Origin of the sequence: Streptomyces sp. HUAS ZL42 (assembly GCF_040782645.1) — a bacterium.
Taxonomy (GTDB): Bacteria; Actinomycetota; Actinomycetes; order Streptomycetales; family Streptomycetaceae; genus Streptomyces.
The window spans coordinates 6,790,892-6,817,237 of record NZ_CP160403.1 but is presented as its reverse complement, the minus strand read 5'-3'; the positions used below and the strand labels follow the sequence as shown (position 1 = coordinate 6,817,237).

The 26,346-nt window shown below is 68.8% G+C and carries 23 protein-coding genes; 8 read left to right on the top strand and 15 right to left on the bottom strand.

The features are described from left to right. Window positions 1–39 precede the first annotated feature (39 nt). Complete coding sequence (locus ABZO29_RS31055; RefSeq protein ID WP_367323477.1) at window positions 40–618, top strand: DUF4383 domain-containing protein; 579 nt, start codon at window positions 40–42, stop codon at window positions 616–618. On the opposite strand, the gene ABZO29_RS31050 is transcribed toward ABZO29_RS31055, so the two are convergent. From ABZO29_RS31050 to ABZO29_RS31040, 3 genes are all read right to left on the bottom strand, one after another. Next, complete coding sequence (locus tag ABZO29_RS31050; protein ID WP_367323476.1) at window positions 606–1,763, bottom strand: amidase domain-containing protein; 1,158 nt, start codon at window positions 1,761–1,763, stop codon at window positions 606–608. The genes ABZO29_RS31055 and ABZO29_RS31050 overlap by 13 nt on opposite strands. A gap of 105 nt (window positions 1,764–1,868) precedes the next feature. Continuing rightward, on the bottom strand, window positions 1,869–3,155 hold the full coding sequence (locus ABZO29_RS31045; protein ID WP_367323475.1) for a hypothetical protein: 1,287 nt from the start codon (window positions 3,153–3,155) through the stop codon (window positions 1,869–1,871). A 60-nt stretch (window positions 3,156–3,215) separates the two neighbouring features. Next, window positions 3,216–5,393, bottom strand: a complete 2,178-nt coding sequence (locus ABZO29_RS31040) for a transglycosylase domain-containing protein (protein WP_367326298.1) — start codon at window positions 5,391–5,393, stop codon at window positions 3,216–3,218. 718 nt (window positions 5,394–6,111) lie between these two features. Between ABZO29_RS31040 and ABZO29_RS31035 the strand changes: the two genes are divergently transcribed. Next, window positions 6,112–6,333: a zinc ribbon domain-containing protein gene (locus ABZO29_RS31035; RefSeq protein WP_367323474.1), complete on the top strand. Its 222-nt coding sequence runs from the start codon at window positions 6,112–6,114 to the stop codon at window positions 6,331–6,333. Window positions 6,334–6,359: 26 nt separating this feature from the next. Here the strand turns inward: ABZO29_RS31035 and ABZO29_RS31030 are convergent, their stop codons facing one another. The 3 genes from ABZO29_RS31030 to ABZO29_RS31020 are packed head-to-tail and all read right to left on the bottom strand — an operon-like array spanning window position 6,360 to window position 10,818. Continuing rightward, window positions 6,360–7,172 (bottom strand): HAD family hydrolase, encoded by an 813-nt coding sequence (locus tag ABZO29_RS31030; protein WP_367323473.1) that lies wholly within the window; start codon window positions 7,170–7,172, stop codon window positions 6,360–6,362. Next, a complete protein-coding gene (locus ABZO29_RS31025) occupies window positions 7,172–9,619 on the bottom strand; it encodes a phosphoribosyltransferase (RefSeq protein ID WP_367323472.1) in 2,448 nt (815 codons plus the stop codon). The genes ABZO29_RS31030 and ABZO29_RS31025 overlap by 1 nt, the downstream gene beginning before the upstream one ends. A 32-nt stretch (window positions 9,620–9,651) precedes the next feature. Continuing rightward, window positions 9,652–10,818, bottom strand: a complete 1,167-nt coding sequence (locus ABZO29_RS31020; RefSeq protein ID WP_367323471.1) for an HpcH/HpaI aldolase/citrate lyase family protein — start codon at window positions 10,816–10,818, stop codon at window positions 9,652–9,654. Window positions 10,819–11,018: 200 nt separating this feature from the next. Between ABZO29_RS31020 and ABZO29_RS31015 the strand changes: the two genes are divergently transcribed. Beyond that, window positions 11,019–11,801 (top strand): TerD family protein, encoded by a 783-nt coding sequence (locus ABZO29_RS31015; protein ID WP_367323470.1) that lies wholly within the window; start codon window positions 11,019–11,021, stop codon window positions 11,799–11,801. Window positions 11,802–11,857: 56 nt separating this feature from the next. Here the strand turns inward: ABZO29_RS31015 and ABZO29_RS31010 are convergent, their stop codons facing one another. From ABZO29_RS31010 to ABZO29_RS30985, 6 genes are all read right to left on the bottom strand, one after another. Next, on the bottom strand, window positions 11,858–12,592 hold the full coding sequence (locus ABZO29_RS31010) for a Tellurium resistance (protein ID WP_367323469.1): 735 nt from the start codon (window positions 12,590–12,592) through the stop codon (window positions 11,858–11,860). Window positions 12,593–12,689: 97 nt separating this feature from the next. Next, entirely contained in the window at window positions 12,690–13,838 is a 1,149-nt protein-coding gene (locus ABZO29_RS31005) for a DUF475 domain-containing protein (RefSeq protein WP_367323468.1), read from the bottom strand. A 76-nt stretch (window positions 13,839–13,914) separates the two neighbouring features. Beyond that, window positions 13,915–14,490, bottom strand: coding sequence for a TerD family protein (locus ABZO29_RS31000; protein ID WP_367323467.1), 576 nt, complete (start codon window positions 14,488–14,490; stop codon window positions 13,915–13,917). A gap of 103 nt (window positions 14,491–14,593) precedes the next feature. After that, window positions 14,594–15,169: a TerD family protein gene (locus ABZO29_RS30995; protein WP_367323466.1), complete on the bottom strand. Its 576-nt coding sequence runs from the start codon at window positions 15,167–15,169 to the stop codon at window positions 14,594–14,596. 113 nt (window positions 15,170–15,282) lie between these two features. Then, a complete protein-coding gene (locus ABZO29_RS30990) occupies window positions 15,283–15,741 on the bottom strand; it encodes a peroxiredoxin (RefSeq protein ID WP_367323465.1) in 459 nt (152 codons plus the stop codon). 132 nt (window positions 15,742–15,873) lie between these two features. Continuing rightward, the gene (locus ABZO29_RS30985; protein WP_367323464.1) at window positions 15,874–16,311 is read right to left on the bottom strand and encodes a DUF3052 domain-containing protein; all 438 of its coding nucleotides are present in this window, start codon (window positions 16,309–16,311) and stop codon (window positions 15,874–15,876) included. A gap of 363 nt (window positions 16,312–16,674) precedes the next feature. Here ABZO29_RS30985 and aceE point away from each other — a divergent pair, with 363 nt between their 5' ends. Both aceE and ABZO29_RS30975 read left to right on the top strand, forming a co-directional pair. Beyond that, window positions 16,675–19,422, top strand: a complete 2,748-nt coding sequence (gene aceE / locus ABZO29_RS30980) for a pyruvate dehydrogenase (acetyl-transferring), homodimeric type (protein WP_367323463.1) — start codon at window positions 16,675–16,677, stop codon at window positions 19,420–19,422. Window positions 19,423–19,536: 114 nt separating this feature from the next. Continuing rightward, complete coding sequence (locus ABZO29_RS30975) at window positions 19,537–20,274, top strand: potassium channel family protein (RefSeq protein ID WP_367323462.1); 738 nt, start codon at window positions 19,537–19,539, stop codon at window positions 20,272–20,274. Between the two features lie 368 nt (window positions 20,275–20,642). Here the strand turns inward: ABZO29_RS30975 and ABZO29_RS30970 are convergent, their stop codons facing one another. Together ABZO29_RS30970 and ABZO29_RS30965 are read right to left on the bottom strand one after the other, a co-directional pair. Continuing rightward, window positions 20,643–20,948: a small hydrophobic protein gene (locus ABZO29_RS30970; protein WP_367323461.1), complete on the bottom strand. Its 306-nt coding sequence runs from the start codon at window positions 20,946–20,948 to the stop codon at window positions 20,643–20,645. 255 nt (window positions 20,949–21,203) lie between these two features. Then, complete coding sequence (locus ABZO29_RS30965; RefSeq protein ID WP_367323460.1) at window positions 21,204–22,850, bottom strand: MFS transporter; 1,647 nt, start codon at window positions 22,848–22,850, stop codon at window positions 21,204–21,206. Between the two features lie 113 nt (window positions 22,851–22,963). Between ABZO29_RS30965 and ABZO29_RS30960 the strand changes: the two genes are divergently transcribed. The 3 genes from ABZO29_RS30960 to ABZO29_RS30950 all read left to right on the top strand — a co-directional run bounded on the left by ABZO29_RS30960 (window position 22,964) and on the right by ABZO29_RS30950 (window position 25,860). Continuing rightward, window positions 22,964–23,623 (top strand): TetR family transcriptional regulator, encoded by a 660-nt coding sequence (locus ABZO29_RS30960; RefSeq protein ID WP_367323459.1) that lies wholly within the window; start codon window positions 22,964–22,966, stop codon window positions 23,621–23,623. A gap of 95 nt (window positions 23,624–23,718) precedes the next feature. Continuing rightward, complete coding sequence (locus ABZO29_RS30955) at window positions 23,719–24,936, top strand: alpha/beta hydrolase (RefSeq protein ID WP_367323458.1); 1,218 nt, start codon at window positions 23,719–23,721, stop codon at window positions 24,934–24,936. Between the two features lie 57 nt (window positions 24,937–24,993). Beyond that, window positions 24,994–25,860: a DUF4429 domain-containing protein gene (locus tag ABZO29_RS30950; protein ID WP_367326297.1), complete on the top strand. Its 867-nt coding sequence runs from the start codon at window positions 24,994–24,996 to the stop codon at window positions 25,858–25,860. On the opposite strand, the gene ABZO29_RS30945 is transcribed toward ABZO29_RS30950, so the two are convergent. Further along, entirely contained in the window at window positions 25,857–26,315 is a 459-nt protein-coding gene (locus ABZO29_RS30945; protein ID WP_367323457.1) for a MerR family transcriptional regulator, read from the bottom strand. The two genes, ABZO29_RS30950 and ABZO29_RS30945, sit on opposite strands and share 4 nt — an antisense overlap. Window positions 26,316–26,346 lie beyond the last annotated feature (31 nt).

Here is a 26,346-nt window from a genome sequence, read left to right as displayed (position 1 = left end):
GGACGTACGGCTTCCGCTCACACGCGGAGGGAGGCGGAGATGGCCTCGCACTCACTGCACTCGGGGACCCGTCGGCGGATCAGGTTCAATGATCACCTTCCGGTGGACCATCGCCTGAACCTGGTCTACCGGATCGGGGCGGGCCTGATGGGCCTGTTCCTGCTGGTCTTCGGCATCTTCGGCATCATCGACAAGATCGGCTTCTTCGACACCGGCGGGGACACGGTCCTGAGTCTGAACACCAACGGCGCCCTGAGCTGGCTGTCGGTCGGCGTCGGGCTGCTGCTCTTCGTGGGCATGGTGATCGGCGGGAACTTCGCGTCCACGCTGAACATGACCCTCGGTGTGCTGTTCATCCTCAGCGGCTTCCTGAACATGGGCCTTCTGGACACGGACTACAACTTCCTGGCCTTCGAGATCCAGAACGTGATGTTCAGCTTCGTGGTCGGCATCCTGCTGCTGGTCTTCGGGATGTACGGCAGGGTCGGTTCCGCCCTGCCGCACGACAACCCGTACTGGCGGGCCCGCCACCCCGACCTCGCCGAGCCGGCCCAGGAGCAGGGGCAGGAGCGGCGGGAACTCACGGACCAGCGGGACCGGCCGGATCAGGTGCGGTAGGCGTAGTAGTACGCGTTCGGGTACGAGGCGACGAGGCTCGCCACCGACCTGCGGAGGGTGTTGTTGGAGTGGTACGTCACGTAGGGCACGCCCTGCGGGCTGCGGTACGTGACGATCATCGTGTGGTCCTTGGACCCGTCCTTGTCGAAGTCCACCTGGAGCACGTCACCGACGTCCAGCTGGTAGACGTTGGCGAGGCTGGTGGTCCGCTTGGAGTTCTGGGCGAACCAGGACCACTCGTTGACGCCGACGAACGAGTCCGACTGGATCTCGGCGTTGCCGAACCACTTGGTGTAGTCGTACACGTAGCCGGGGACGTGCTTCCAGCCGCCCGCCTTGAGGGACTGGCTGACGAAGTTGGTGCAGTCGCCGCCGGCGCCGTGCCCGTTGAAGTCCGGGTAGTCCTTGTTGTAGTTGTTCCAGTACTTCTCGGCGTAGGTGGCCATGGCCTTGTAGTCCAGGGTGGCGCCGGTGAGGGTCTTCGGCTTGGCCGGAGCGGGGCGGGTGGTGGCGGCGCGCGGCGCCGAGGGCATGGTGTCGTCCGTGGTGGTCGCCTTCACGGACGGCTTGGCGACGGTGTTGACCGCGATGCCCTGGTCGGTGTCGCGGATGCCGGTGAGCTGCCAGTTGCCCTGGCGGTCGGCGGTGAACGTGAGCTCGTGGTGGGCCTGGAAGCCGGTGGTCTTCGGCTCGTCGCCACGGACCTTCTCGTAGGTCAGGGTCGTGGTCTCGGTGACGGCGGCCTTGGCGGTACGGCCCTTCACGCGCGTGGCGTCCAGGGTGACGGTGGTGCCGGCCTTGCTGTACTTCTCGCCGAGCTGTGCGAGACGGTCCTTGCGCCGGTCGAGCGCGGACAGGGCGGTGTTCTCGCTGCGGGCCTGGCCCGAGGACAGCCGGACGTCGCCGGAGAAGCCGTTGGTCAGCGGCTTCTGGCTCTCGCCGGATCGGGCGTCGACCAGGGCGTTGGTGCGGTCGGTGAAGACGGCGTCCGCCAGCCGCTGGAAGGTGGCCTTGGTCTGCGCGTCCACCGTCGGGTCGTCGACGACCGCCGCGCCGGCGCTCCAGTTGGGCAGCAGTGCCGCTCCCGCGACGACCGAAGCGGCGGCGGCCCCCAATATGGTGGCGCGGCGGCGCGTACGGCTCAATTTCCTTGATTTCACTGATGTTTCCCCTCTTGCCCCGGCGGAGGGATGCCGGGGTAGGGAATCTTTACATGTTCTCCTCAACTATGAAGACACGGGGGGTGGTTGCTACTTCACCACCGTCGACCAGACCGGCGACTGTCCCGGGTCCAGGTTGCGCAGCTGCTGCAGCGTCTCGGGCTTCTGCACGTCGAGCCAGTCGGTCAGCTCCTTGAAGGACACGCACTTGACGTCCTTCTTCGTGCACACGTTCTCGACGACCTGGTCGACGGCCTTCATGTAGATGCCGCCGTTCCACTCCTCGAAGTGGTTGCCGATGAACATCGGCGCCCGGCTGCCGTAGTACACGCGGTTGAAGCCGTCCATGTAGGTGTCGAGGGTCTCCCGCTCCCACTGCGCGTACTTGGCCGGGTCGCCTTCGGTCTGGCCGTTGGACTGGTTGTAGAGGAAGTTGAAGTCCATGGACAGGCCCTGGAAGTCCTCGCCCTTGTACGGGAGCATCTGCAGCGGAAGGTCCCAGACGCCCTCCTTCTTCTTGGGCCATATCTGGAACTCGCCCGCGGAGCTGGCGTCGTAGCGCCAGTTGTAGCTCTTCATGGCCTTCAGCAGGTTCTCCTGGCCCTCCAGGCAGGGCGCGCGGCCCCCGGTGACCTCCTTCCTGAAGTCGAACGGCAGCGGGTCGACGTCCTTGAAGCCGGTGTTGGTCTTCCAGTTCTCGACGAACGCGTAGAACTGGTCGATCTCGCTCTTCCACTCCTCGACGCTCCAGTCCTCCCCGCCCTTCGCGCCGCAGAAGTGACCGTTGAAGTGGGTGCCGATCTCGTTGCCCTCCTGCCACGCCCTGCCGAGCTGTTCCAGCGTGGAGCGGATGTGCTCGTCGGTGGCGAAGCTGATGGCCGCCGAGCCCTCGGGGTGCTGGGGCGGGGCGTAGAGGTCCTTCTTGTCCTTGGGCAGCAGGTAGATGCCCGTGAGGAAGAAGGTCATGTGGGCGTTGTACTTCTTGGCCAGTTCCCGGTAGTGCGAGAAGAGCCCGTCGTCTCCCTGGAGTGCGCCGTCCCAGGAGAAGACCACGAACTGGGGTGGCTTCTCGCCCGGTTTGAGCGGCACCGGCTTCAACTGGCCCTGCTGGGGGCCGGTGTAGGAGGTGGAACCGTCCCCGAGGACCTTGGTCCTGCCGTCCCACTCGGGTTCCTTGGTCGCCTTGGCGGAGGCCGGCCTGCCGCTGTCGCGGGACCCGGAGGACGCCGTCGGGGTGGTGCTGTCGGAGCGGGTCAGGACCAGGTATCCGGCGACCAGGGATGCGACGACGAGGAAGGCCGCCAGGGTCAGCATCCCCGGTGGTGGGGTGCGGCGGGGTGCGCGGGCTCTGCGGCGGCGGCCGGTCGGTGACATCATGCGCGGCTCATTCTGCGAGGGGGGTGGTGGGGGGTTGTGGTGGTGCCTGGGCGCCGGGGGTCAGCCGAGGCCCAGGGCACCGGACCAGATGTCGTACGGGACGCTGTCGGCGGACGTGCCGGCGATCCCGTTCAACGGCAGTGGCTGGAGGCTCTTGGTGAGGTCGATGCGGTAGGCCACGACGGCCGTCGACACGGAGGTCGCCGTGCCGACGTACCAGGCCGCGGTGTCGTCCTGCACGGTGCCGGCCTTCCCGGCCACCCGCTTGGTGGTGCCCGCGCCGGGGTGGGCGGTACGGAAGGCCTGCGTGAGGGCGGACTGGACCTCCTCGGCCACCTCCGCCTTCACCGCGCGCCTGGAGGCCGGTTCGGCCAGGGCGACCTTGGAGCCGTTGCGGGTGATCCGGGCCACCGAGTACGGCTCGACGTGTGTGCCCGCGGCGGCGAACGTGGCGTATCCGCTCGCCATGCGGATCGCGCTGGGCGTGGCGCTGCCCAGGGACAGCGCGGGCACCTGCGCGCCGAAGCTGGAGGGCAGCAGGCCGGCCGCCTGCGCGGTCTCCCGCACCGTGTCCAGGCCGGTGTCCATGCCGAGCTGCATGAACGGTGTGTTCACCGACAGGGCGAGCGCCCGGCGCAGGCTGATCTGCCCGTAGGACTTCTTGTCCTCGTTGTGGGAGGTGACCTGGTCGCCGTTGCGGTCCCAGTAGGGCCCCTCGGGTGTCATGACCGGGATGCCGTCGTCGCCGTCGTACAGCGTCAGCGGGGTGACCGTGGTCGCGGCACCGTCGCGGCTCTTGTGGACGCCGTTCTCCAGGGCGGCGGCGTAGACGAACGGCAGGAAGGCCGAACCGGCGGGCACGGTGGTCGCGTTGGACTCGTTGTAGCCCTGCGTACGGTGGTCGGGGCCGCCGTAGACGGCCAGGATCCGTCCGTCGGCGGCCACCGACGCGGCGCCGTAGTGGACGGTCTTCGCGCCGGCCGCGTCGTCCTTCCGCGCCTTCTTGCGGGCCTTGGCGACGGCGTCGGTGAGTGCGGTCTCCCGCTTGCGGTCGAAGGTCGTGTAGATCTGGTATCCGCCCAGGTCGAACTGCTTGTCCGAGATGTGCCCGGCCTTCTTGGCGTACTGCGCGGCCAGCTCCACCAGGTAGTCGCTCTGCTTGCCGGTGTCGTAGACGCGGGCCTGCTTCAGCGGCTCGGGGAACGTCCTGTACTCGGCCCGCTCGGACTTCGACAGCTTGCCGATGTCGACCATGCGGTCGAGGATCCACGACCAGCGCTCCACCGCCCGCGCGTGGTTGGCCTTGCTCAGCGCGGGGTCGTAGAGGGCCGCGCCCTTGAGGAGGGAGGCGAGGAAGGCTGCCTCGCTGACGTTGAGCTGGCCGACGTCCTTGCCGTAGTAGGCCTGGGCGGCGCGCTGCAGGCTGTAGGTGCCGCGGCCGAACCAGCTGGTGTTGAGGTAGCCCTCGAGAATGTCGTCCTTGCTCATCCTGTTGTCGAGCTTGAGGGCGAGCATCGCCTCGGTGAACTTGCGGCCGATCGAGCGGTCCTGGTTCAGGTAGACGTTCTTGACGTACTGCTGGGTGATGGTGGAGCCGCCCTGGGTGTCGCCCTCTCCGAAGGTGCGCCACAGGGCGCGGGTGAGGCCTTTGAGGGAGATGCCGGGGTCGCTGTAGAAGCTCGCGTTCTCCGCCGCGAGCACCGCCCAGCGGACGTCCTCGGGTACGTCCTTCAGGGGCATGTCCTGCCGCTGCACCCAGCCGGTGCGGGCCATCGGCGTCCCGTCGGACCAGAAGTAGACGTTGTCCTGCTGTGTGGCGTACGAGTTGAGGTTCTCGGGGATGTCGGTGGCGGCGTAGCCGATGCCCAGGAACACGACACTAAGACCGACGAACGTCAGCGCGGCGCCCAGCGTTTGCCGCCAGGACGGTAACCAGCGGCGCCAGCCGGGTCGGCCGGGACGGGGGTACTGCGGGCGAAGTCGGCGGGCATAAGGGGCCAGGGGGGAGAGGAGGGCGAGCAGGCGAGGGCCGAGCAGTCCGGTGAGGCGGGCGCGGAGGGAGAGGCGGGAGGCCCTTCGCCGGGCCCGTCGCTGGAGTTTTCGCCCGTTTGCCGGCTCGGGGGACCCAGGGGACTCAGAGGACCAGGGGGATTCGGTGGACCATGGGGACCACGAGGACTCGGCAGACAATTCCGGATGGTCGGATATGCCACGCTGTTCAGGTATCCGCAGTTGCATGGTCTCGTCTGGCCGGAAATCGGCGGGGACCTTCAACTGAATGGTGACATCCGGCTCTTGGGGCTCCTCCCCCTTGCCTAACTGGGTCACGACGGCGTCTCCCTCCGCATTCCGTGTTACTCGCGCAGGCAGACGTACAGACGTACACGGGTTTGATGTTGGTATGCCGTATTACCGCAAATGCGGCTGCACCCCTGATTCCCCCACCACGCTGGTCCTTCGCGGCGCTCTCAAGTTACCAGCGCTCTTCGCAAGTTCTCCACATAAGAAAGCGACAGAAGCGAAGACCGTCCAAGACCCTGAGGTGCATATCGCACCACATGGCTCCCATTTTGAAATTTCGCGCCACTCCACATGAAAAAGGGGGGGTGCCGACAATCGGCACCCCCTCGGGAAGGCTGGATGTGCAGTCCGGAATGCCCCACTACTCGAGGCGAACGATCGCGTCGGTGGTGATCGTGGCCCTGCCGGACGTGCCATCGACGTAGATGTGCGCCTGGCCCGACGTGGCGGCCCGAAGACCGAAGACGCCGAAATCACCCATTCTCAAGTGGTTCGACGCGGGCCTGTCGGCCGGTGCGGGGGTTGCCGTACCAACGTTGCGGGACAACGCCCCGGTGGTGGTGTCCAATGAGATCCACAAGGATCACTTACGTGATCTTCATGAAGGGTCGGCGGGGCCGCTCGCCTCGGGAACGTGCGACGCTAGCCTGTCCCCATGCCTCGTTACGAATACCGCTGCCGGACCTGCGGCGACACCTTCGAACTGACCCGCCCCATGGCGGAGTCCGGCGCCCCCGCGGCCTGCCCCGCGGGCCACGACGACACGGTGAAGCTCCTGTCGACCGTGGCCGTGGGCGGCACGGCGTCCGCCCCGACGCCGGCGCCCCGCTCGGGCGGCGGGGGCGGCGGGTGCTGTGGCGGGGGCTGCTGCGGCTGACGCCGCCAGGAACCCCCGCCACCACGTCAGCGGGGCGCCCGCGACGCCTTCAGGAACTCTCGTACGATCCGCTCCCCCGCCAGCACCCCACGTTCCGGCAGTGCCGTGAGCTGCGGGGCCGCCCAGCCCGCCTCGGCCAGTTCGCCGTGTCCAGGCCGCCAGCCCCGGTCGGCCGCGAGCAGCAGGTCCGCGTCGAGCAGGGAGTCGCCCGCGGCGAGGGTGAGGTCGGCGCCGGTGCGGCGGGCGAGCTCGTGCATGGCCGCGCTCTTGGTCAGCGGCTTGGGCACGGCGTAGATCTTGCGGCCCTGCAGCGAGACCGTCCAGCCGCGGTTCTCCGCCCACACCGCGAGCTCCTTCACCCACTCGTCGGGCAGCAGCTCGCGCTCCACGACGAGGTAGGCGAACAGGTCCTCGGCGACGCGGTGCTTGCGCACCCAGACCGGGTCGGCGCTCCTCAGCAGGTGCTCCTGCACCTCCGCCAGGGGCGCGCACTCGCCGGCCAGCCGGTCGGTCACCCGCCGGTGCCAGTCGTCGTCCGACACCCCGTCCACGAGCAGATGGCCGCCGTTGGCGCAGATCGCGTACTTCGGCGCCGGTCCGGGCAGGTTGATGCGCAGGTACTGCTTGCGCGTCCGGGTGGTGGTCGGCACGAAGACCGCCGCGTCGCCGAGGTCGGTCAGCAGCTGCGCCGCCGTCTCCGTCATGTACGACAGCGGCCTGCTCTCGTGCACCTCCACGCACAGCAGCCGCGGCGCCCGCGCGTCCGGCATGGTCAGCGCCAGAGCCGCCGAGGAGTAGATGAGCGTACGGTCGAGGTCACTCGCCACCAGTACCGGCATCAGACCGTCACCGCCCTGCCGTCGGCGCCCGTCGCACCCCGCGTGTACCTGGGATGGATCAACCCCACGCAGGTGTACGGCAGTTCACCCACCTCCTCGACGGGCACCCCCCTCTGTTCGGCGAGCAGTCGTACGTGGTCGAGGTCGGCGCCCGCCCCGGCCCGCGCCAGGATCTTCCACGGGACCCTGCGCAGCAGCACGCGCGTGGTCTCGCCGACGCCCGGCTTGACGAGGTTCACGTCGTGGATGCCGTACTCCTCGCTGATCCGCTCGACCGCCGCCCAGCCCTCCCAGGTCGGGGTGCGGTCACCGGCCATCAGCTCCTTAACGGCCGAGCCCACCGAGTCCGCGACCTCCGTGAAGCGCGCCGAGACCGCGTCGAGGAAGACCGTCGACACGTCCGTACCGGCGAGTTCGCGGTAGAACTTCGCGCCGTGGAAGTCGTGCGGGCCGACCAGGTCCGCGCGCAGGACCGTCCGCGAAATCAGGCCCGACACCGTCGAGTTGAGGCAGGCCGAGGGGATCAGGAAGTCCTCCCGGGTGCCGTACGTCCGTACGCACGAGCCCGGGTCGGCGAGCACGGCGATCTCCGGGTCGAAGCCGGTGACGCCGTCCGACGCCTCGAACTCCTCGATCGCGTCGGCGAGTTCGCGGGTGATGGCGCCCTTGCCGGTCCAGCCGTCGACGAAGACGACGTCGGACGGCTCGTGGTGGGCTGCCAGCCAGCGCAGCGCGTTGGCGTCGATGCCGCGGCCGCGCACGATCGACACCGCGTAGTGCGGCAGTTCGAGACCGTGCCGGTGCTGGGCCCAGCGGCGCATCAGAACACCCACGGGCGTGCCGGCGCGGGCGAGGGAGACGAGCACGGGCCGGGGTGACCGCTCGGCGAGCACCGTCTCCGTGACCACGCCGACCGCGTGGGCCAGGCGCCCCGCCGACTCCTCCAGCGCGGCATGGAACAGCGCCTGGTACTCCTCGCTCGGCTGGTACTCCACCGGCAGCGACTCCGCGTAGTGCGCGCCGCCGCTCTGGATGGCCTCCTCGCGCTCCTCGGTGGGCGCCTCCAGCGTCACGTCCGAGAGGTCCTGCAGCAGCCAGCCGACCTCCTCGGGCGCGTACGAGGAGAAGGCGGGGCCACGGAGGGGCTCGGGCAGCATGTGGGGCCTTTCGGGGACGGCCGGCGGCTCGGGGACGTACGACGGCACGATCGCGAGGACGACGTGCGGGGTGTGGGCGGCGAGCTGGGTCAGCAGGCCGTCGGGGGCGTGGAGTTCGGGAGTGTCGGCGACGGAGTCGACGACGGCGACCACGGCGTCGAAGCCGCTGCCCGCCACGTTGTAGGCGTAGCGCTCGCCGGGGCCGTCGGCCGGGTCGTCGTGGGCGGGGAAGACCAGGCGGCTGCGTATCGCGTAGCCGGGGTCGTCGACCGCGAGGACGGGTGAGCGGGTGGTGGTGGAGTAGCGCACGTCTGCGGACACGATCTGCTCCAGCTCGCGGGCCAGCCTCAGCGGCGCGTACATCAGCTCCTCGAAGCCGAGCACGAGTACCCGCACGGCATCGGCGGGCAGCGCCTCGGCGAGCCGTGCGGCCATGGCGGGCAGGGCGGACTCCAGACGCATCCGGTGCCGGGGCGTGAAGCCGTGCCGGCCGCCGTCGGGCAGGCCGGCGGGCCAGCACAACTCGACGCGCTCGATCCGGCCGTACGACCGCTGCTCGGACGCCGTGGGCGACTCGTGCCGCGCCACCAACGCCTGCCCCTTCTCCAGCACGCCCTCCGGCAGTGCGACCGTCCCCGACGCCGCCGCCACGAGATCCACGCGGGCGCCGATCTCCCGGGCGAAGTCCGCGAGGCGTCCGGCGTCGGCCGCGGAGCGCATGTCGACCAGGGCGACGACCACGTACCGCTTGCGCGGATAGCGTTCGTGCAGCTCACGGATGGTGTTGAGGACCGTGTTGCCCGTCGAGAACTCGTCGTCGACCAGGACCAGGGGGCCGTCGCCGACCAGCAGCGCCGGGTCCTCCGGAAGCAGCAGATGCGAGGTGGCGTGCGAGTGGGACTCCTCGAAGCCGCCCGCCGGGGCGACGCCGGAGACCGGACGGCGGGTGGAGTGCAGGTAGGGCGCGAGACCGAGGCCGTCGGCGACGGAGTGACCGAGGCCGGTCGCGGTCTCCGCGTAGCCGAGGACGACCGCCGCGCCCGCCTCCTCGGCGCCGAGCAGCTCGCGCACCCGCCGGCCGAGGGCGAACCCGTAGCCGTACACGACCGTGGGCGACTGCGGCACGTGCTTGCCCAGCACGTTCGACACGAGCAGGTGCGCCCGCCTGGGATTGCGGCGCAGAGCCAGCCCCAGCAGGTCGACCAGCTTGTCGTCGCCCACGAGTTCGAGCCCGAGCCGTTCGGAGACCCAGGTCCCGGACCAGACCCCGTTGTTCACTGCGTTGTTCATGCGTCCCTTGTGTAGAAGCCGGTTTCGGCCGGTCAGGTCGGAATTCCGGCGGCGAGGAGTTCCACGAAGCCGATGTCCTCGTTCGCCACGCCGAAGACCTCGGCACGCAGCATGGTCCGCTCGGCCCACGCACGGTGCGGCTTCACTTCGTTCATTTTGTTCGTATATGCCGACCTGAGTACACCCCCACCGCACCGTTCCGGCCGCAGGATGTCCTGGGCGTCGCTGAACTCTTCGTGACTGACCACTGACAGAGCGTGCACGGGCAGTACGTGTGAGGGGTGGATGCAGGTCTTGCCCAGCAGCCCGTTGGCCTGGTCGAGGGCGATCTCGCGCAGCAGCCCGTCCATGGCGTGCTCGATGAGGGCCTCGCGCAGTTCCTCGGCCTGCCCCTCCAGGAAGGGGCTGCGGCGCAGCTGCGGCTTGAACATGCGCTCCTGGACCCGGAAGTACTCCCACACCGGCCCGGTCACCGTGAACCCGGTGCCGTCGGCGCGGCCCAGCATGTTCACCACGTCGGCGATCACGGAGGCGACGATCTGGACGTCGTACGCGGTCATGTCAGGGGCTCGGCGCAGCCCGTACGAGGAGCAGAAGTCGGTCACGCCGAGTCGCAGCGCCAGCACCCGCTCGCGGTACTTGCCGACCGCGCGGGAGATGCCCTCGAGCGTCTCCACCCGCGACTCCCGGTACAGCAGCTCGGGCGACTCGAGGACGGGCATGGCGAACAGACGGCGACCGCTCTCGGCCTCCGCCGTGGCGAGCGCCTCCAGAAAGGGGATGCCCCGCTCCTCCGTGAACTTCGGCATCACGAACCCGGACAGCAGCCGCGCGGCCGGGCCCAGCCGCCGTACGAGATCGGGTATCTGCTCGGGCGTACGCACCCGGATGAAGAGCAGCGGAAGTTCGGCCCCCGGCCGTCCGGCGAGGTCCGCGAACTGGCGTACGAGGTTCTCCTCGCCCTCCGTTACGTCCTCGTCGCCGATCGAGTCCTCCAGGCACAGCACCATCGAGACCACGCCGTGCCCGGACCGCTTGACGATGTCGTCCGCGAGCCGCGGCCGGGTGGCCGGACTGTACAGCGTGGCGCCCAGGGCCGCGGAGAGCAGCCTGGCCGGGGAGTCCGTGCCGAACTCGCACGGCTCCCGGTGGAAGAGGCGCTGCCGCACCTCAGGGGCGATGTGCCCGAAATGACGCATAGAACTCCCCCGTGGTGACGGAACTGCCTCTGAAGTGGCCGGTGAAAAGTGCCTATAGGTGGCCGGTAATAGTACGTAGGGATCCATGTCAGGGGTTCCCACCGGGCATGAATTTCAGGTAACGCAAGCCAAGCACACCAGTGTCGGCCGTCGTACCCCCCGCGTTGTCGTGATCAGGACCGAGAGGGCAGGATGACCGCATGACGCACGCGATGCTGAAGGGGTCGAACGTACCGCTCGAAGCCACGACGGTGCGCGCCGTGCTGCGCTGGACGCCCGGGCAGGGGATCCCGGACGTCGACGCCTCGGCGCTGCTCCTCGGCCCCGACGGACGTGTGCGCTCCGACGAGGACTTCGTCTTCTACAACCAGCCCCGGCACCCCTCCGGGAAGGTCTGGCGGCTCGGCAAGAAGCGGATCGCCGACGGCCTCACCGACACCGTCCAGACGGATCTGGCCGGTGTCGAGGGCGGAGTCGGTCAGATCCTCCTCGTCGCTTCGGCGGACGGCGTCACCTTCGACCGCGTACGGGACCTGCGCATCCTGCTGTACGACGCGACGATCGCCGACGGCGAGCCGCTGGCGTACTTCGACATCAAGCCGGAGACGGGCCAGGAGACGGCCCTGATCTGCGGCGAGCTGTACCGCCGCGGCGAGGGCTGGAAGTTCCGCGCCCTCGGCGAGGGCTACTCCAACGGTCTGAAGGGCCTGGCCACGGACTTCGGCATCTCGGTCGACGAGTCGGAGGCGGCCCAGCCCGAGATCTCCCAGCCCCTGCCCCCGGAACAGCCGACGGGCGTCCCGACCCAGCCCGCGTACGGCTACCCGCAGCCGGCCACGACACAGCCGGCGTACGGCTATCCGCAGACGGCGCCGGTCGCGACGGGCGCACCGTCGGGGTACGGCTACCCACCGCCGGTGACGGCGGTGGCGGACCCAGACTTCCGGTTGCCTCCTCAGGGGCCTCAGTTCATCCGGCCGTAGGGGCCGGCGGGCTCGGGGCTCTCGGGGCTCGGGACTCGGGGCTCGGGACTCGTGGCTTAACGCTCCACCTTCGTCTTGTAGCCCCGCCCCCACTGCAGCCCCCACCCGTACAGCCGGTCCAGCTCCGCCTGGAACCCGTACACGAACTTCACCTCACGCCGGACGACGATCTCCCCCTTCACGTTCTCGATCATCACCACCGCGCAGGAACGCGCCTGCGGATGCCGTTCGTCCAGGCCTATCTCGATCCGCGGCCCGTTGCTCGGATACAGCGTCACGATCGCGTGCGTACGGTCGAACGCGGGCGTCTGGTCGTAGATGTACACGAAGACCAGCAGCCGCTTGATCTCGTCCCGGTGGTCGAGGTTGACGTAGATCGTCTCACCGGACGCCGAACCGAACCGGTCGTCGCCGCTGAGCTTCACGTACGGCGGTGCGTTCACGTCGCCGAAGTAGCTTCCGAGCGGCTGGACGACCCCCTTGGTGCCGTCCTGCAGCTCGTACAGGCACCCCAGGTCGAGGTCCACGTTGACCATGCTCTGGCTGTGCCCTATGACCTCCGGCGGCCGGAGTGCCTTGAAGGGGTGCCGCAGCAGGCTCTCCCGCTGGGAGCCGCCGATGTCGGAGGTTCGCATCCGCCAGTTCAGGTTGATGCGGAGATGACCGTTGGCCGCGTCCTGTTTGGTGAGCGAGACCTGGTGGTGCCGTTTGGTCAGCTCGATGGCGTTGGTCGCCGCACTGCCGGAGTCGAAGTCGGCCGTGCGTCCGCGCCAGCCGTCGAAGAAGCCCATTCCCGCCCCCCACGTTCACTCGAAAGACCGGCGGGGCGGCCCGAGGACACGTCCTCGACGGCCGCCCCGCACAGAGCGTTCCTCACTCAGAAGGTGATCACACCCCGGACGAGACTTCAGCCTTTTCGTCCGAGTCCTCAGCTTTTCCCTCTGCCGCTGCCAGCGCGCGGTTGCGGCGCACGGAGGACCAGAAGGACCAGGCGATCAGCACGACGCCGACGAGGCCGGTGATCACCTCGTTGATCTCGTACTGGATGGTGACCATCAGGATCACGGCCAGCGCACCGATCGCGTAGTGGGCGCCGTGCTCCAGGTAGACGTAGTCGTCGAGGGTGCCCTGGCGCACGAGGTACACGGTCAGCGACCGGACGTACATCGCGCCGATGCCCAGACCCAGCGCCATCAGCACGATGTCGTTGGTGATGGCGAAGGCGCCGATCACGCCGTCGAAGGAGAAGGACGCGTCGAGGACCTCGAGGTAGAGGAACATGAAGAAGGCGGCCTTGCCGGCCAGGAGGATCGCCGAGCGTGGCTTTCCGGAGCGGGCGGCTGCCTCCTCCGCCTCGTGCTCGCGCTCCTCCTCTTCCTCGAGTTTGTCCTCGAAGTAGCCGGAGAGTCCGCCGACGACCATGTAGGTGATCAGGCCCGCGATTCCGGAGATCAGGACCGTCTGCGCCTTGTCGACGTGCGCGCCGCCGTGCTGGTGGGCGTGGGTCGCGAAGGTGAAGGAGGTGATCAGCAGGACGACGAGGGCGATGCAGACCGACAGCATGTCGACCTTGCCCAGCTTGGCCAGCGGGCGCTCGATCCAGCGCAGCCACTGGATGTCCCGGTCCTCGAAGATGAAGTCGAGGAAGATCATCAGCAGGAACATGCCACCGAACGCGGCGATCGACGGGTGGGCGTCGGTCACGAGTTCCTGGTAGCGGTCCTTGTTGTTGAGCGCGAGGTCGACGGCCTCGATGGGGCCCATCTTGGCGCTGACGGCGACGATCACGACGGGGAAGACCAGCCGCATGCCGAAGACCGCGATGAGCACGCCGATGGTGAGGAAGATCTTCTGCCAGAAGGCATTCATCTTCTTCAGGATTCCGGCGTTGACCACCGCGTTGTCGAACGACAGCGAGATCTCGAGGATGGAGAGGATCGCCACGATGCCGAAGGCTTCCCACCCCCCGTAGAAGACCGCAGCGACCAAGCCGAGCGCGGTAATCGCGAACGACCAGCCGAAGGTTTTCAGAAGCACTGGCTACCCAATCGTGTGTTGGGGGCGCCTCCCAGACGAAGTCTGGGGGAGGGTCTCCCCCGCGCCGTACTCGGCTTTACGAAACGTTGACCCCAAAGTCTAGAGCGATGCCCCGCAGCCCCGACGCGTACCCCTGTCCCACCGCCCGGAACTTCCATTCGCCCTGGTACCGGTAGACCTCGCCGAAAATCATCGCGGTTTCGGTGGAGGCGTCCTCGCTGAGGTCGTAGCGCGCCAGCTCCTGGCCGTCGGCCTGGTTGACCACCCGGATGAACGCGTTGCTGACCTGACCGAAGGTCTGGCCCCGTTCGTCGGCCATGTGGATGGAGACCGGGAAGACGATCTTGTCGCAGTGGGCCGGCACCTTGGACAGGTCGACCAGAATCGACTCGTCGTCGCCGTCGCCCTCACCGGTGAGGTTGTCGCCTGTGTGCTCCACCGAGCCGTCCGGGCTCTTGAGCTGGTTGTAGAAGACGAACCACTCGTCCCCCAGCACCCGCCCGCTGTTGCACAGCAGCGCGCTGGCGTCCAGGTCGAAGGGGGCTCCGGTGGTGGAGCGCGCGTCCCAGCCGAGCCCGATCATCACCTGAGTGAGGTTCGGTGCGGCCTTGGACAGGGAGACATTGCCCCCCTTGGCGAGCGTGACGCCCATGATGCTGGTCCCTCCCCGGGTGATGCCTTTTTGGTTGTCCTGCGCGTCCGGCGCCGCACGTAAACGGTGCGGCGCCGGACGGTGAGCCCGTCGGCCGGCCGGCTCAGACGTTGACGCCGAAGTCCTGCGCGATACCGCGCAGACCCGAGGCGTACCCCTGGCCGATGGCCCGGAACTTCCACTCCGCGCCGTGCCGGTACAGCTCGCCGAAGACCATCGCGGTCTCGGTGGACGCGTCCTCGCTCAGGTCGTACCGAGCGATTTCCGTTCCGCCGGCCTGGTTGACGACGCGGATGAACGCGTTGCGCACCTGGCCGAAGGACTGCTGGCGGTTCTCGGCGTCGTAGATCGACACCGGGAAGACGATCTTCTCGATGTCGGCCGGGACGCCAGCGAGGTTGACCTTGATCTGCTCGTCGTCGCCCTCGCCCTCACCGGTGAGGTTGTCACCGGTGTGCTCCACCGAGCCGTCCGGGCTCTTGAGGTTGTTGAAGAAGACGAAGTTCTGGTCGCTGCCGACCTTTCCCGAGTTGTTCAGCAGCAGTGCGCTCGCGTCAAGGTCGAAGTCGGTGCCGGTCGTGGTGCGGACGTCCCACCCCAGACCGACGATGACCGCGGTCAGGCCAGGGGCCTCCTTGGTCAGCGATACGTTGCCGCCCTTGCTGAGGCTGACTCCCACGAGTCCTCCATTGGTGTCCAGGGGCGGGGAGCCCCGCCATGCGTTTGATATCGGATCAACGAGTCGATCCTAGTGACGGGTTCCCGACCGTCGCAGGCCCTGCGACCGAACAATCAGAGGGTGTCGAGCGCCTTGACGTACTCGTTCAGGTCACGGGCGTCCGGCAGCGCGTTGACGACGGTCCACCGCACGACGCCCTCCTTGTCGATGACGAAGGTGCCGCGCACCGCGCAGCCCTTGTCCTCGGCGAAGACGCCGTACGCGCGCGAGACCTCGCCGTGCGGCCAGAAGTCGCTCAGCAGCGGGTACTCCAGGCCCTCCTGCTCGGCGAAGACACGCAGGGTGTGGATGGAGTCGTTGGAGACGGCGAGCACCTGGGTGTCGCGGTCCGAGAACTTCGGCAGGTTGTCGCGGACCTCGCACAGCTCGCCGGTGCACACGCCGGTGAAGGCGAACGGGTAGAAGAGCAGTACCACGTTCTTCTCACCGCGGAAGTCGGAGAGCTTCACGGTCGCGCCGTGGTTGTCCTTGAGCTCGAAGTCGGGGGCCTTGTCGCCGACCTGGATCGCCATCGTCGTGCTTCCCTTTCGGTGGGCTGTTGGGGTGAGAGCGGTGAGAACGCTCCTGTGCCACCCTACGCAGCGATCACGACGGGCCCACGGACGGGCTGACGAAGTCAGCCCGTCCGGACAGTGAGGCCGGGGCTACTTCTTCGTCTTCGCGGCCTTCGGGGTCAGCAGCCGGCTGCCGATCCAGTCCTTTGCCACGCTGACGCTCTTGGAGGCCGACAGCCCCGCAGTCGTAGCGGCTTCCGAGATGTCGCTCGGCTCCACGTATCCGTCACGGCCGGTCTTCGGCGTGAGGAGCAGGATCGCGCCGCCCTCCTCGATGTACGTGGTGGCGTCCACCAGCACATCCGTCAGGTCGCCGTCCTCGTCGCGGAACCACAGCACCACGGCGTCGGCCACGTCGTCGTACTCCTCGTCCACCAGGTCGCTGCCGATGACTTCCTCGATGGCCTCGCGGAGCTCCTGGTCGACGTCGTCGTCGTAGCCGATCTCCTGGACCACCTGCTCGGGCTGGAACCCCAGCCTGACGGCAGGGTTCGTCCGCTCCTCCGCGTGGTCCGCGGTCGCGCTCACGGGTTGCCTCCTGATCATGTTTTGGGAATAACTCAGCCACGCGCGTGCGCGAAGCATTGGCCGTAGTCCACACGGGCGGGACGGATCGCGCAAGTACCCGGCGGTTCAGACCGCCGAAACGGTGACGATCCCGGCCGTGTCGCCGCAACTTACGGCACCGGCTCCCGGGGACGCGTGACCCACACCACACCTTTCTGCCCGGTTTGCGTGTTTGGGAACCAGGGGGAAACCCGGGGAGCCGACCCAGATCCTGGTTACCCCACAGTAGAGATGACGTTTGCCGCCCCGAGGTACACGATGGGGAGCGGTGCAGGCGTACCGAGACCCCAACGAAAACAGCCCCTCTGACAGGTAAGGAACAGCGTGGCTTCCGGATCCGATCGCAACCCGATCATCATTGGCGGCCTTCCGAGTCAGGTTCCTGACTTCGATCCCGAAGAGACGCAGGAGTGGCTCGACTCGCTCGACGCCGCCATCGACGAGCGCGGCCGGGAGCGGGCCCGCTATCTGATGCTGCGCCTGATCGAGCGCGCCCGCGAGAAGCGCGTGGCCGTGCCCGAGATGCGCAGCACGGACTACGTCAACACCATCCCCACCAAGAGCGAGCCGTTCTTCCCCGGCAACGAGGAGATCGAGCGCAGGATCCTCAACGCGACCCGCTGGAACGCGGCCGTGATGGTATCGCGCGCCCAGCGGCCGGGCATCGGGGTCGGCGGCCACATCGCCACCTTCGCCTCCTCCGCGTCCCTGTACGACGTGGGCTTCAACCACTTCTTCCGCGGCAAGGACGAGGGCGACGGCGGCGACCAGGTCTTCTTCCAGGGGCACGCCTCCCCCGGCATCTACGCGCGCGCCTACCTGCTGGACCGTCTGAGCGAGCAGAACCTGGACGCGTTCCGCCAGGAGAAGTCCAAGGCGCCGTTCGGGCTGTCCTCGTACCCGCACCCGCGGCTGATGCCGGAGTTCTGGGAGTTCCCGACCGTGTCGATGGGCCTCGGCCCGATCGGCGCGATCTACCAGGCGCGGATGAACCGCTACCTGCACGCGCGCGGGATCGCGGACACCTCGAAGTCGCACGTGTGGGCGTTCCTCGGCGACGGCGAGATGGACGAGCCCGAGTCGCTCGGCCAGCTGACCATCGCCGCACGCGAGGGCCTGGACAACCTGACCTTCGTCGTCAACTGCAACCTGCAGCGCCTGGACGGCCCGGTGCGCGGCAACGGCAAGGTCATCCAGGAGCTGGAGTCGGTCTTCCGGGGCGCCGGCTGGAACGTCATCAAGCTGATCTGGGACCGCACCTGGGACCCGCTGCTCGCCCAGGACCGCGACGGCATCCTCGTCAACAAGATGAACACCACGCCGGACGGCCAGTTCCAGACCTACGCCACCGAGTCGGGCGCGTACATCCGCGACCACTTCTTCGGCGACGACCACCGGCTGCGCGCCATGGTCGAGGGCATGACCGACGACCAGATCCTGCACCTGGGCCGCGGCGGTCACGACCACCGCAAGATCTATGCGGCGTACAAGGCGGCCAAGGAGCACCAGGGCCAGCCGACGGTGATCCTCGCCAAGACGATCAAGGGCTGGACGCTGGGTCCGAACTTCGAGGGCCGCAACGCCACGCACCAGATGAAGAAGCTGACGGTCGACGATCTCAAGCGCTTCCGCGACCGCCTGCACCTGCCGATCTCCGACAAGGAGCTGGAGTCCGGCGCGCCGCCGTACTACCACCCGGGCCGGGACTCGGAGGAGCTCCAGTACATGCACGACCGGCGCAAGGGGCTCGGCGGGTACGTCCCGACGCGCGTCGTACGGTCGAAGCCACTGGCGCTGCCGGACGACAAGACGTACGCAACCGTGAAGAAGGGCTCGGGTCAGCAGTCGATCGCGACGACCATGGCCTTCGTACGTCTGCTCAAGGACCTCATGCGGGACAATGAGCTCGGCAAGCGCTTCGTGCTGATCGCACCGGACGAGTACCGCACGTTCGGAATGGACTCCTTCTTCCCGAGTGCGAAGATCTACAACCCGCTGGGGCAGCAGTACGAGGCCGTGGACCGGGACCTGCTGCTGGCTTACAAGGAGTCGCCGACGGGTCAGATGCTGCACGACGGCATCTCGGAGGCCGGTTGTACGGCCTCGCTGATCGCGGCGGGCTCGGCGTACGCCACGCACGGCGAGCCGCTCATCCCGGTGTACGTCTTCTACTCGATGTTCGGCTTCCAGCGCACCGGCGACCAGTTCTGGCAGATGTCCGACCAGCTGGCGCGCGGCTTCGTCCTCGGTGCCACCGCCGGCCGTACGACGCTGACCGGTGAGGGTCTGCAGCACGCGGACGGCCACTCGCAGCTGCTCGCGTCGACGAACCCGGGCTGTGTGGCGTACGACCCGGCGTTCTCGTTCGAGATCGCGCACATCGTGCAGGACGGTCTGCGCAGGATGTACGGCTCGGACGCGGAGCACCCGCACGGCGAGGACGTCTTCTACTACCTCACCGTCTACAACGAGCCCATCCAGCACCCGGCCGAGCCGGAGAACGTGGACGCCGAGGGCATCCTCAAGGGCATCTACCGCTTCAGCGAGGGGTCATCGGGCTCGATCCCGGCGCAGATCATCGCGTCGGGTGTCGCGGTTCCCTGGGCGATCGAGGCGCAGAAGATCCTCGCCGAGGAGTGGAACGTACGCGCGGACGTCTGGTCGGCGACCTCCTGGAACGAGCTGCGGCGCGAGGCGGTCGAGGTCGAGCGGCACAATCTGCTGCACCCTGAGGAGGAGCAGCGGGTGCCGTATGTGACGCGGAAGCTGACCGGTGCCGAGGGGCCGTTCGTGGCCGTCTCGGACTGGATGCGGTCGGTTCCGGACCAGATCGCCCGGTGGGTGCCGGGGACGTACCAGTCGCTGGGTGCGGACGGCTTCGGCTTCGCGGACACCCGTGGGGCCGCCCGCCGCTTCTTCCACATCGACGCGCAGTCGGTGGTCGTGGCGGTGCTGACCGAGCTCGCGAAGGAAGGGAAGGTGGACCGGTCGGCGCTGAAGCAGGCGATCGACCGGTACCAGCTGCTGGACGTGGCGGCGGCCGACCCGGGGGCGGCGGGCGGCGACGCGTAGCTCCCCCACTCTCGACTTCGCTCGAGCGGGGGGACCCCCATCGCTCGGCTTGAACGAGAAGGGTGGTGGGGCCTTGTGGCTCCACCACCCTTACGTCTTCTTTACGATGCGCACATGCGCGAACAAACGGCCCAGGCACGGTGGGAACAGCGGACTCAGCGACCTCTGCTGGCCCTGGCCGTGGTGTTCGCCGTGGCTTATGCGGTACCGATCGTGGACACGTCGGCCGGGCGGTCGCTGACGGTCGTGTGCACGATGATCGAGTGGGTGGTGTGGGGGGCGTTCGCCGTCGACTATCTGGTGCGGCTGGTACTCGCTCCGGACCGGCGCGAGTTCGTCCGCACGCACTGGCTGGACCTGTGCGCGGTCGTGTTGCCGCTGTTGCAGCCGCTGCGGTTGCTGCGGCTCGTCTCGACGCTGCTGCTGGTGGGGCGGCGGGCGCGGATGGCCTCGCAGATCCAGGTGACGACGTACGTCGCCGGCGCGGTCGTCGGCTTGCTGATGTTCGGGTCGCTGGCCGTGCTGTCGGTGGAGCGGGAGTCGCCGGACGGGAACATCCGGACGCTGGGTGATGCGGTGTGGTGGTCGTTCACGACGATGACGACCGTGGGGTACGGGGACCATGCGCCCACGACCGGGCTGGGGCGGATGATCGCGGTGGGGCTGATGCTGTCCGGGATCGCCCTGCTGGGTGTGGTGACCGCGAACATCGCCGCGTGGTTCATCGAGCGGTTCGAGAAGGACGACGTGGAGGAGCGGGCGCAGACGGAGGCGATTCTGGCGTTGACGGAGGAGGTGCGGGCGCTGCGGGCGGAAGTGGCGGCACTGCAGGAGCGGTCGCCCAGCACCTGACCGTGCGCCGGGGCCGGCGCGAGCGGCGACGAACAGGCACCCGGCGCCACGGCCGACGCGGGGTGCGTCGCGCAACCCGACGCTTGCGGGATGCGGTGGCCTGCGGCGGCACCCGGTGCTGCGGCCGGCGCGAGGTGGGTCGCACAACCCGACGCCGCCGGGGTGCGGTGGCCTGCGGCTCGTTCGGCCGGATGCACAGGCACCCGGCTCTGCCGCCGGCGCGAGGTGGGTCCGCAACCGGCGACGACGGGTGCCGCCGCGCCCGCCCGTGCCGCCCCGGCGGCACGACTGCACGCAGCTACGGCAGCAACGGCAGCTGCGTGGCTGCGCAGGCTGAGGCGCAGCGGCTTTCCCTCACTCGACCCGGGTCAGAACATTCCGTTGCCCGGGGTCGCCGCTCCCGCCAACCAGATGATGGCCAGGAGCGTGTCGATGGCGCCCAGAACGAAGGCGATCAGCGCTGGGATCGGGCGGGAGCCCGACCATGTGCGGCCCATGGCGAGCCAGCCGCAGACGATCGCCACCGGGCCCAGGATGATGCCCAGGACGAAGAATCCTGCGACCGCGCAGATGGTGCCGATGATGCCCAGCGTCGCGCGATCCGGCCCGGTCCGTGACCACGTCCGGCCACGTGAGCGGGGGTACCTGCGCGTTCCGTGTCCGAAGCCCGCCATCTTCAACTCCCTGAGTCGGGGTTCGGTGGGGCGGGTACCCACCGTGCGGCGCCTATTCCTCCCCGTTTCCGGGGCGTCGGCGCGCTGTCCCCCTCCGGCAGCGCGCCGCGGCCCGGCCCGCCCTCCTCGCCGTACGGACTTGCCCAAGGAGCATGCCGTACGGAGGGCTTGACCCAATGTGACCTGCGGCGCGTACCGGAGGGGAGGGATCTTCGGCGTTGTCACCCTGATAGGGGAACTCCGTTTGAAATCCCGTCAGATGTGTGCCGCTCCCGCGCCCGCCTCCGCGTTCTCGCCGCGCTTCGTCAGCAGGGCGACCAGGACCGCCACCACCGCCACGCCCGCTGCCACCAGGGACGCCAGACTCATGCCGGAGATGAACGTGTCGTGGGCGACGTCGGTGATCTTCGCGGTGACCTCGGCCGGTGTGCCGGGCGCGACCGGGGGCACGCCGACCTGGACCGCCTCGGAGGCCTGGTCCAGCTGGGCCGGGGTGAGTTGCGGCAGGCCCGCGTCCTGCCAGTTGCCGGGCAGATCGCCGTCGACCTTGGAGGCCATCACGGCGCCCAGCACGGCCGTACCGAGGCTGCCGCCGATCTGCATGGCCGCCTGCTGGAGGCCGCCCGCGACACCGGAGAGCTCCATCGGGGCGTTGCCGACGATGACCTCCGTGGCGCCGACCATCACCGGGGCGAGGCCGAGGCCCAGCAGGGCGAACCAGAGCGACATGACCGCGCTGCCCGTGTCCGTCTCCAAGGTGGACATGCCGTACATGGCGATCGCGGTGGCCGCCATGCCGCCGGCCAGCGGGATGCGCGGGCCCAGCTTGGTGATCAGCACGCCCGCGAGCGGGGAGCCGACGATCATCATCCCGGTGAGCGGGAGCAGGTGCAGACCGGCGTCGATCGGGCTCATGCCGTGGACGTTCTGGAGATAGAACGTCACGAAGAAGAGGCCGCCCATGAAGGCGATGGCCATGAGGACCATCAGGACGACACCCGCCGACAGCGGGACCGAGCGGAACAGCGCCAGGGGGATGAGGGGTTCCCTGACCTTCGTCTCCCAGAAGGAGAAGAGGCCGAAGCCCAGGACGGACGCGGCTATGAAGGTCCAGGTCTTGCCGTCGCCCCAGCCCCAGGTCGGCGCCTTGATCAGGGCCCAGACCAGGCAGAACATCGCGGCCGAGAGGAGGGCGATGCCGAGGAGGTCGAAGGAGCGCGGGGCGCTGTGCCCATCTTTCGGGCTCCGCCCGAGGGCGGCGCGGTGGTCGCGCAGGATCAGCACGCCGAGGACGAGGGCGACGACGCCGACCGGCACGTTGATGAAGAACACCGACTGCCAGTTGACGTGCTCGACGAGGACGCCGCCGAGGATCGGGCCGCCCGCGGTGGAGGCACCGATGACCATGCCCCAGATGCCGATGGCCATGTTGAGCTTCTCGGCCGGGAAGGTGGCGCGCAGCAGACCCAGTGCGGCCGGCATCAGCAGGGCGCCGAAGAGTCCCTGGAACACACGGAAGGTGACGACCAGCGCGATGCTGTCGGACAGTCCGATCGCGCCCGAGGCGGCGGCGAAGCCGACGACGCCGATGAGGAAGGTCTGGCGGTGGCCGAAGCGGTCGCCGAGCTTGCCTGCGGTGATGAGGGAGACCGCGAGGGCGAGGAAGTAGCCGTTGGTGATCCACTGGACCTGGGCGAAGGTGGCGCCGAGATCCTTCTGGATGGCCGGGTTGGCGATGGCCACGATGGTGCCGTCCAGGGCCACCATCATGACCCCTACGGCGACGGTGACGAGGGTGAACCAGGGGTGGCCGCGCAGCCCGGCGGACGGCGCCGCGTCCGCCGGGGCGGCCGGTGCCTTGTCCCCCGACCCGGTCGTGTCGATGGTGGTCTGACTAGTCATGCGTTCGAGGCTAGTGTCAGCCACTGACAATTGACAAACCAATTCACTAGTCGGTAACTGTCACGTCACTCACCCATAGTCTGAACTGGGAGAACAGTTCTAAGGAGAGGCCCATGGACACGCTGGGGAGCGCGGAGGTCGCCCCGCTGCCGGGGCTGCGCGCCCGCAAGAAGCAGCGCACGCGGGACGCTCTGCTGCGGGCCGCGCTGGAGCTCTTCACCACGCAGGGCTACGAGGAGACGACCGTCGACGAGATCGCCGAGGCCGTCGAGGTCTCGCAGCGCACGTTCTTCCGCTACTTCGCCGGCAAGGAGGAGGCCGCCTTCGCCGTCCAGGACATGACGGAGGCGCAGTATGTGGAGGCGGTACGCGCGAGGCCCCGGGACGAGTCCCCGATGCAGGCGATGCGGCACGCCCTCGTCGAGGGCTGGGACACGCTCAGCGAGGCCGTCGGAGTCGTCGTCCCGGTCGAGCTGTATCTGCGCATGTACCGGGTGATCGAATCGACGCCCTCACTGCTCGCCGCCCATCTGCGCCGCTCCGTGGAGACGGAGGAGAAGATCGCCCGCGTACTGGCCGAGCGTGAAGGGCTCGACGTGGACGCCGACCCGCGCCCGCGCCTGGCGGTGGCGGTCTTCGGCGGGGTGATCAGGGTGACGGAACGGCAGTGGAGCATCGGCGAGGACTTCAGCCTCGACGCGATCCGCGAGCTCACGACCGCATACCTCGACCAGGTGGGACCCGCGCTCACGGGGAGCTGGCGCACGACCTGAAGGTCACGACACGGGGCATTGCCCCCGTTATCGAAACGTGATCCCCGTCACTTGGTTAACGCGAGACCCGCTCGTTCTCCTAGTGTGTCCTCCCAGTGACTTCCTTCGACACCTCCCCGCAACTCAACGCCTGGCGCGCACTGCTCGCGCTGGCCGTGGTGTTCGTGATGCTGACGACCACCGGATGGACCGCACTGCGCCACCACCGGGAGTCCACCGCTCTCCAGGCTTCGCTCACGGACTGGGAGCACGGCCGTATGGACGGACGCCGGCTGCCGGACCCGCACGCGGCCCCCGCCCTCCTCGCCCGGTTCTTCGCCTCCCTCAGCACCGCCGAGCGCACCTCCCTCGCCCGCCGCTACCCGCTCGCGGTGGGCAACATGAACGGCGCGCCCGTGGAACTGCGCTACCGCGCCAACCGGACCGCGCTCGCGCAGGCACGCAAGACCGAGCGCAGGCGTATGCACGACCCGCGGCTCACGCCGGCCGGGCAGCAGGAGGCGGGCCGCCGCATGCACCGCTTCGAGTCGATGATGAGCAAGGACCGCCAGATCCTCGCCTTCGACCCGGAGGGCAGCGGCCGGGCGGCCGAGGTCTTCGGGGACCTCGGCAAGGCCGAGCGGATCTCGGTCGTCGTCCCCGGCGTCGCCACCGACCTGCTCACCTTCCAGCGCACCAACCGCAGGTACTCGGCGCCCGTCGGCATGGCCCAGTCCCTGTACGACGCCGAGCGCGCGGCGAGCCCCGCCACGCGCACGGCGGTGATCGCCTGGGCCGACTACACGGCACCCGACGGGCTCGGCATCGACTCGGCCACCGCGATGCGCGCCGAGAGCGGTGCCCTGCGGCTGAACTCGCTGCTGCGCGCGCTGCCCGGCGGCGCGCCGGTGTCGATGTTCTGCCACAGCTACGGCTCGGTGGTGTGCGGGGTGGCCGCGCGCGGGATGCCGCGCCGGGTGGTCGACATAGCGGTGGCGGGCAGCCCCGGCATGCGGGTCGCGAGCGCCTCCCGCCTGGGCACGTCCGCCCGGGTGTGGGCGATGCGGGACGCCGACGACTGGGTCCAGGACGTGCCGTACCTGGAGGTCGGCGGCCTCGGCCACGGGGAGGATCCGGTGTCGGCCGCGTTCGGTGCGCGGGTGCTGTCGGCACAGGACGCGAAGGGGCACGCCGGCTACTTCGAGCCGGGTACGGACAGTCTGTCGAACTTCGCCGAGATCGGAGTTGGCGCGTACCGCTCGGTGCGGTGTGCGCACAACGACGACGTGTGCCGGGACGGTTTGTCCGGCACCTCGGCGGCGGGACGCGCGTAGAGGCGCAGGAACTGCGGTGCGCGCGGGGAGGGGACGAAGGAGCTCGTGCCGCATACGATGAGCCGCATGGGTGATGTACTGGCCGGATTTCATGCCGCCTGGGAGTTCGAGTCCGACTCCGTGCTCATCCGCTACGAACGGGGGATTCGAACACCCAAGCTCTTCCAGGCGCTCGGGGAACGCAGGATTCCGCTGACGGCTCTCGAGGGGGTGACCCTCACCCCCGGCAAGCGCGGCACCGTGGTGCTGCGCGCGGAGCCCCGCCCCGGAGCCGATCCGCTGATGGAGGCGGCGGCGGGACAGCTCAAGGACGGATGCGATCCGTATCGGCTGGTGCTGCCTGCCGAACGGGACACTCTCGCCGAGTACTACGCCGACGAACTGCGGGCGCAGCTGTCCCAGTCAGGACCGACGGAACGGTTCCTCGTGGACGCGCCGGAGGTCCCGGTGTCGTTCAAGGCGTACGACGGCAAGGCCTCGTTCGACGGGAAGACGGTGCGCTTCCGGTGGTTCTGGACGGGGGCGTCGTCGGCGAAGTGGAAGGCCGGGGACCAGAGCTTCGCCGTCTCCGACCTGAGCGGGGTCGAGTGGCGCTCGCCCGAGGTGTTCGAGGGGCATCTGCGACTGCTGCGCAGGGATGCCAACGGCGGTACGCAGCCTGCGCAGGCCGACCAGGATCCGGCGGCAGTGGTGTTCGGGCTCGGGTACGGGCCCGTTCACGAGTCGCTGCCGTTCGCCGCGGCCGTGCTGACGGCGGTCCGCTCGCGCGGGGCGTCGGCGGCGGTCCCGGCTGCGGCTGCGCCGCGCCGGGATCCCGCGGACATCGCCGAACGGATTCGTCATCTCGGGGAACTGCATCAGGCGGGGCTGGTGACCGACGAGGAGTTCTCCGTGAAGAAGGCGGAGTTGCTGGCGGAGCTCTAGCGTGCCACCTCGGTGGCCCGGTTCGCGTCCGAGTAGAAGCTGATCTTGCGGTCCAGGACCGCGAGTGTGTCCTGGAGTTCGGCGATCCGGGACAGCACGTCACGGCGGGTCGCCTCGAGGAGTTCGAAGCGCTCGCCGAAGGTGTGGTCGCCCTCGCGCACCAGTTCCGCGTACCGCACCATGTCGGCGACCGGCATACCGGTGAGCCGGAGCTTGCCGACGAGGTCGAGCCAGTCGAGGTCGCGGTTGCTGTAGCGGCGCTGGCCGGTGTGCGAGCGGTCGACGTGCGGCATCAGGCCGATGCGCTCGTACCAGCGGAGGGTGTGCGCGGTCAGGCCGGTAAAGGCGACGACCTCACTGATCGTGTAACTGTCCTGGCCTTCCGGGCGCCGGTGCGGGTGCGGCGGGGCGGCACAGCTGTCGGTCCTGGTACGCGTGGTCTCCATCACCGTCATGGCCTCAACGCTATGGCCTTGGAGTGCACTC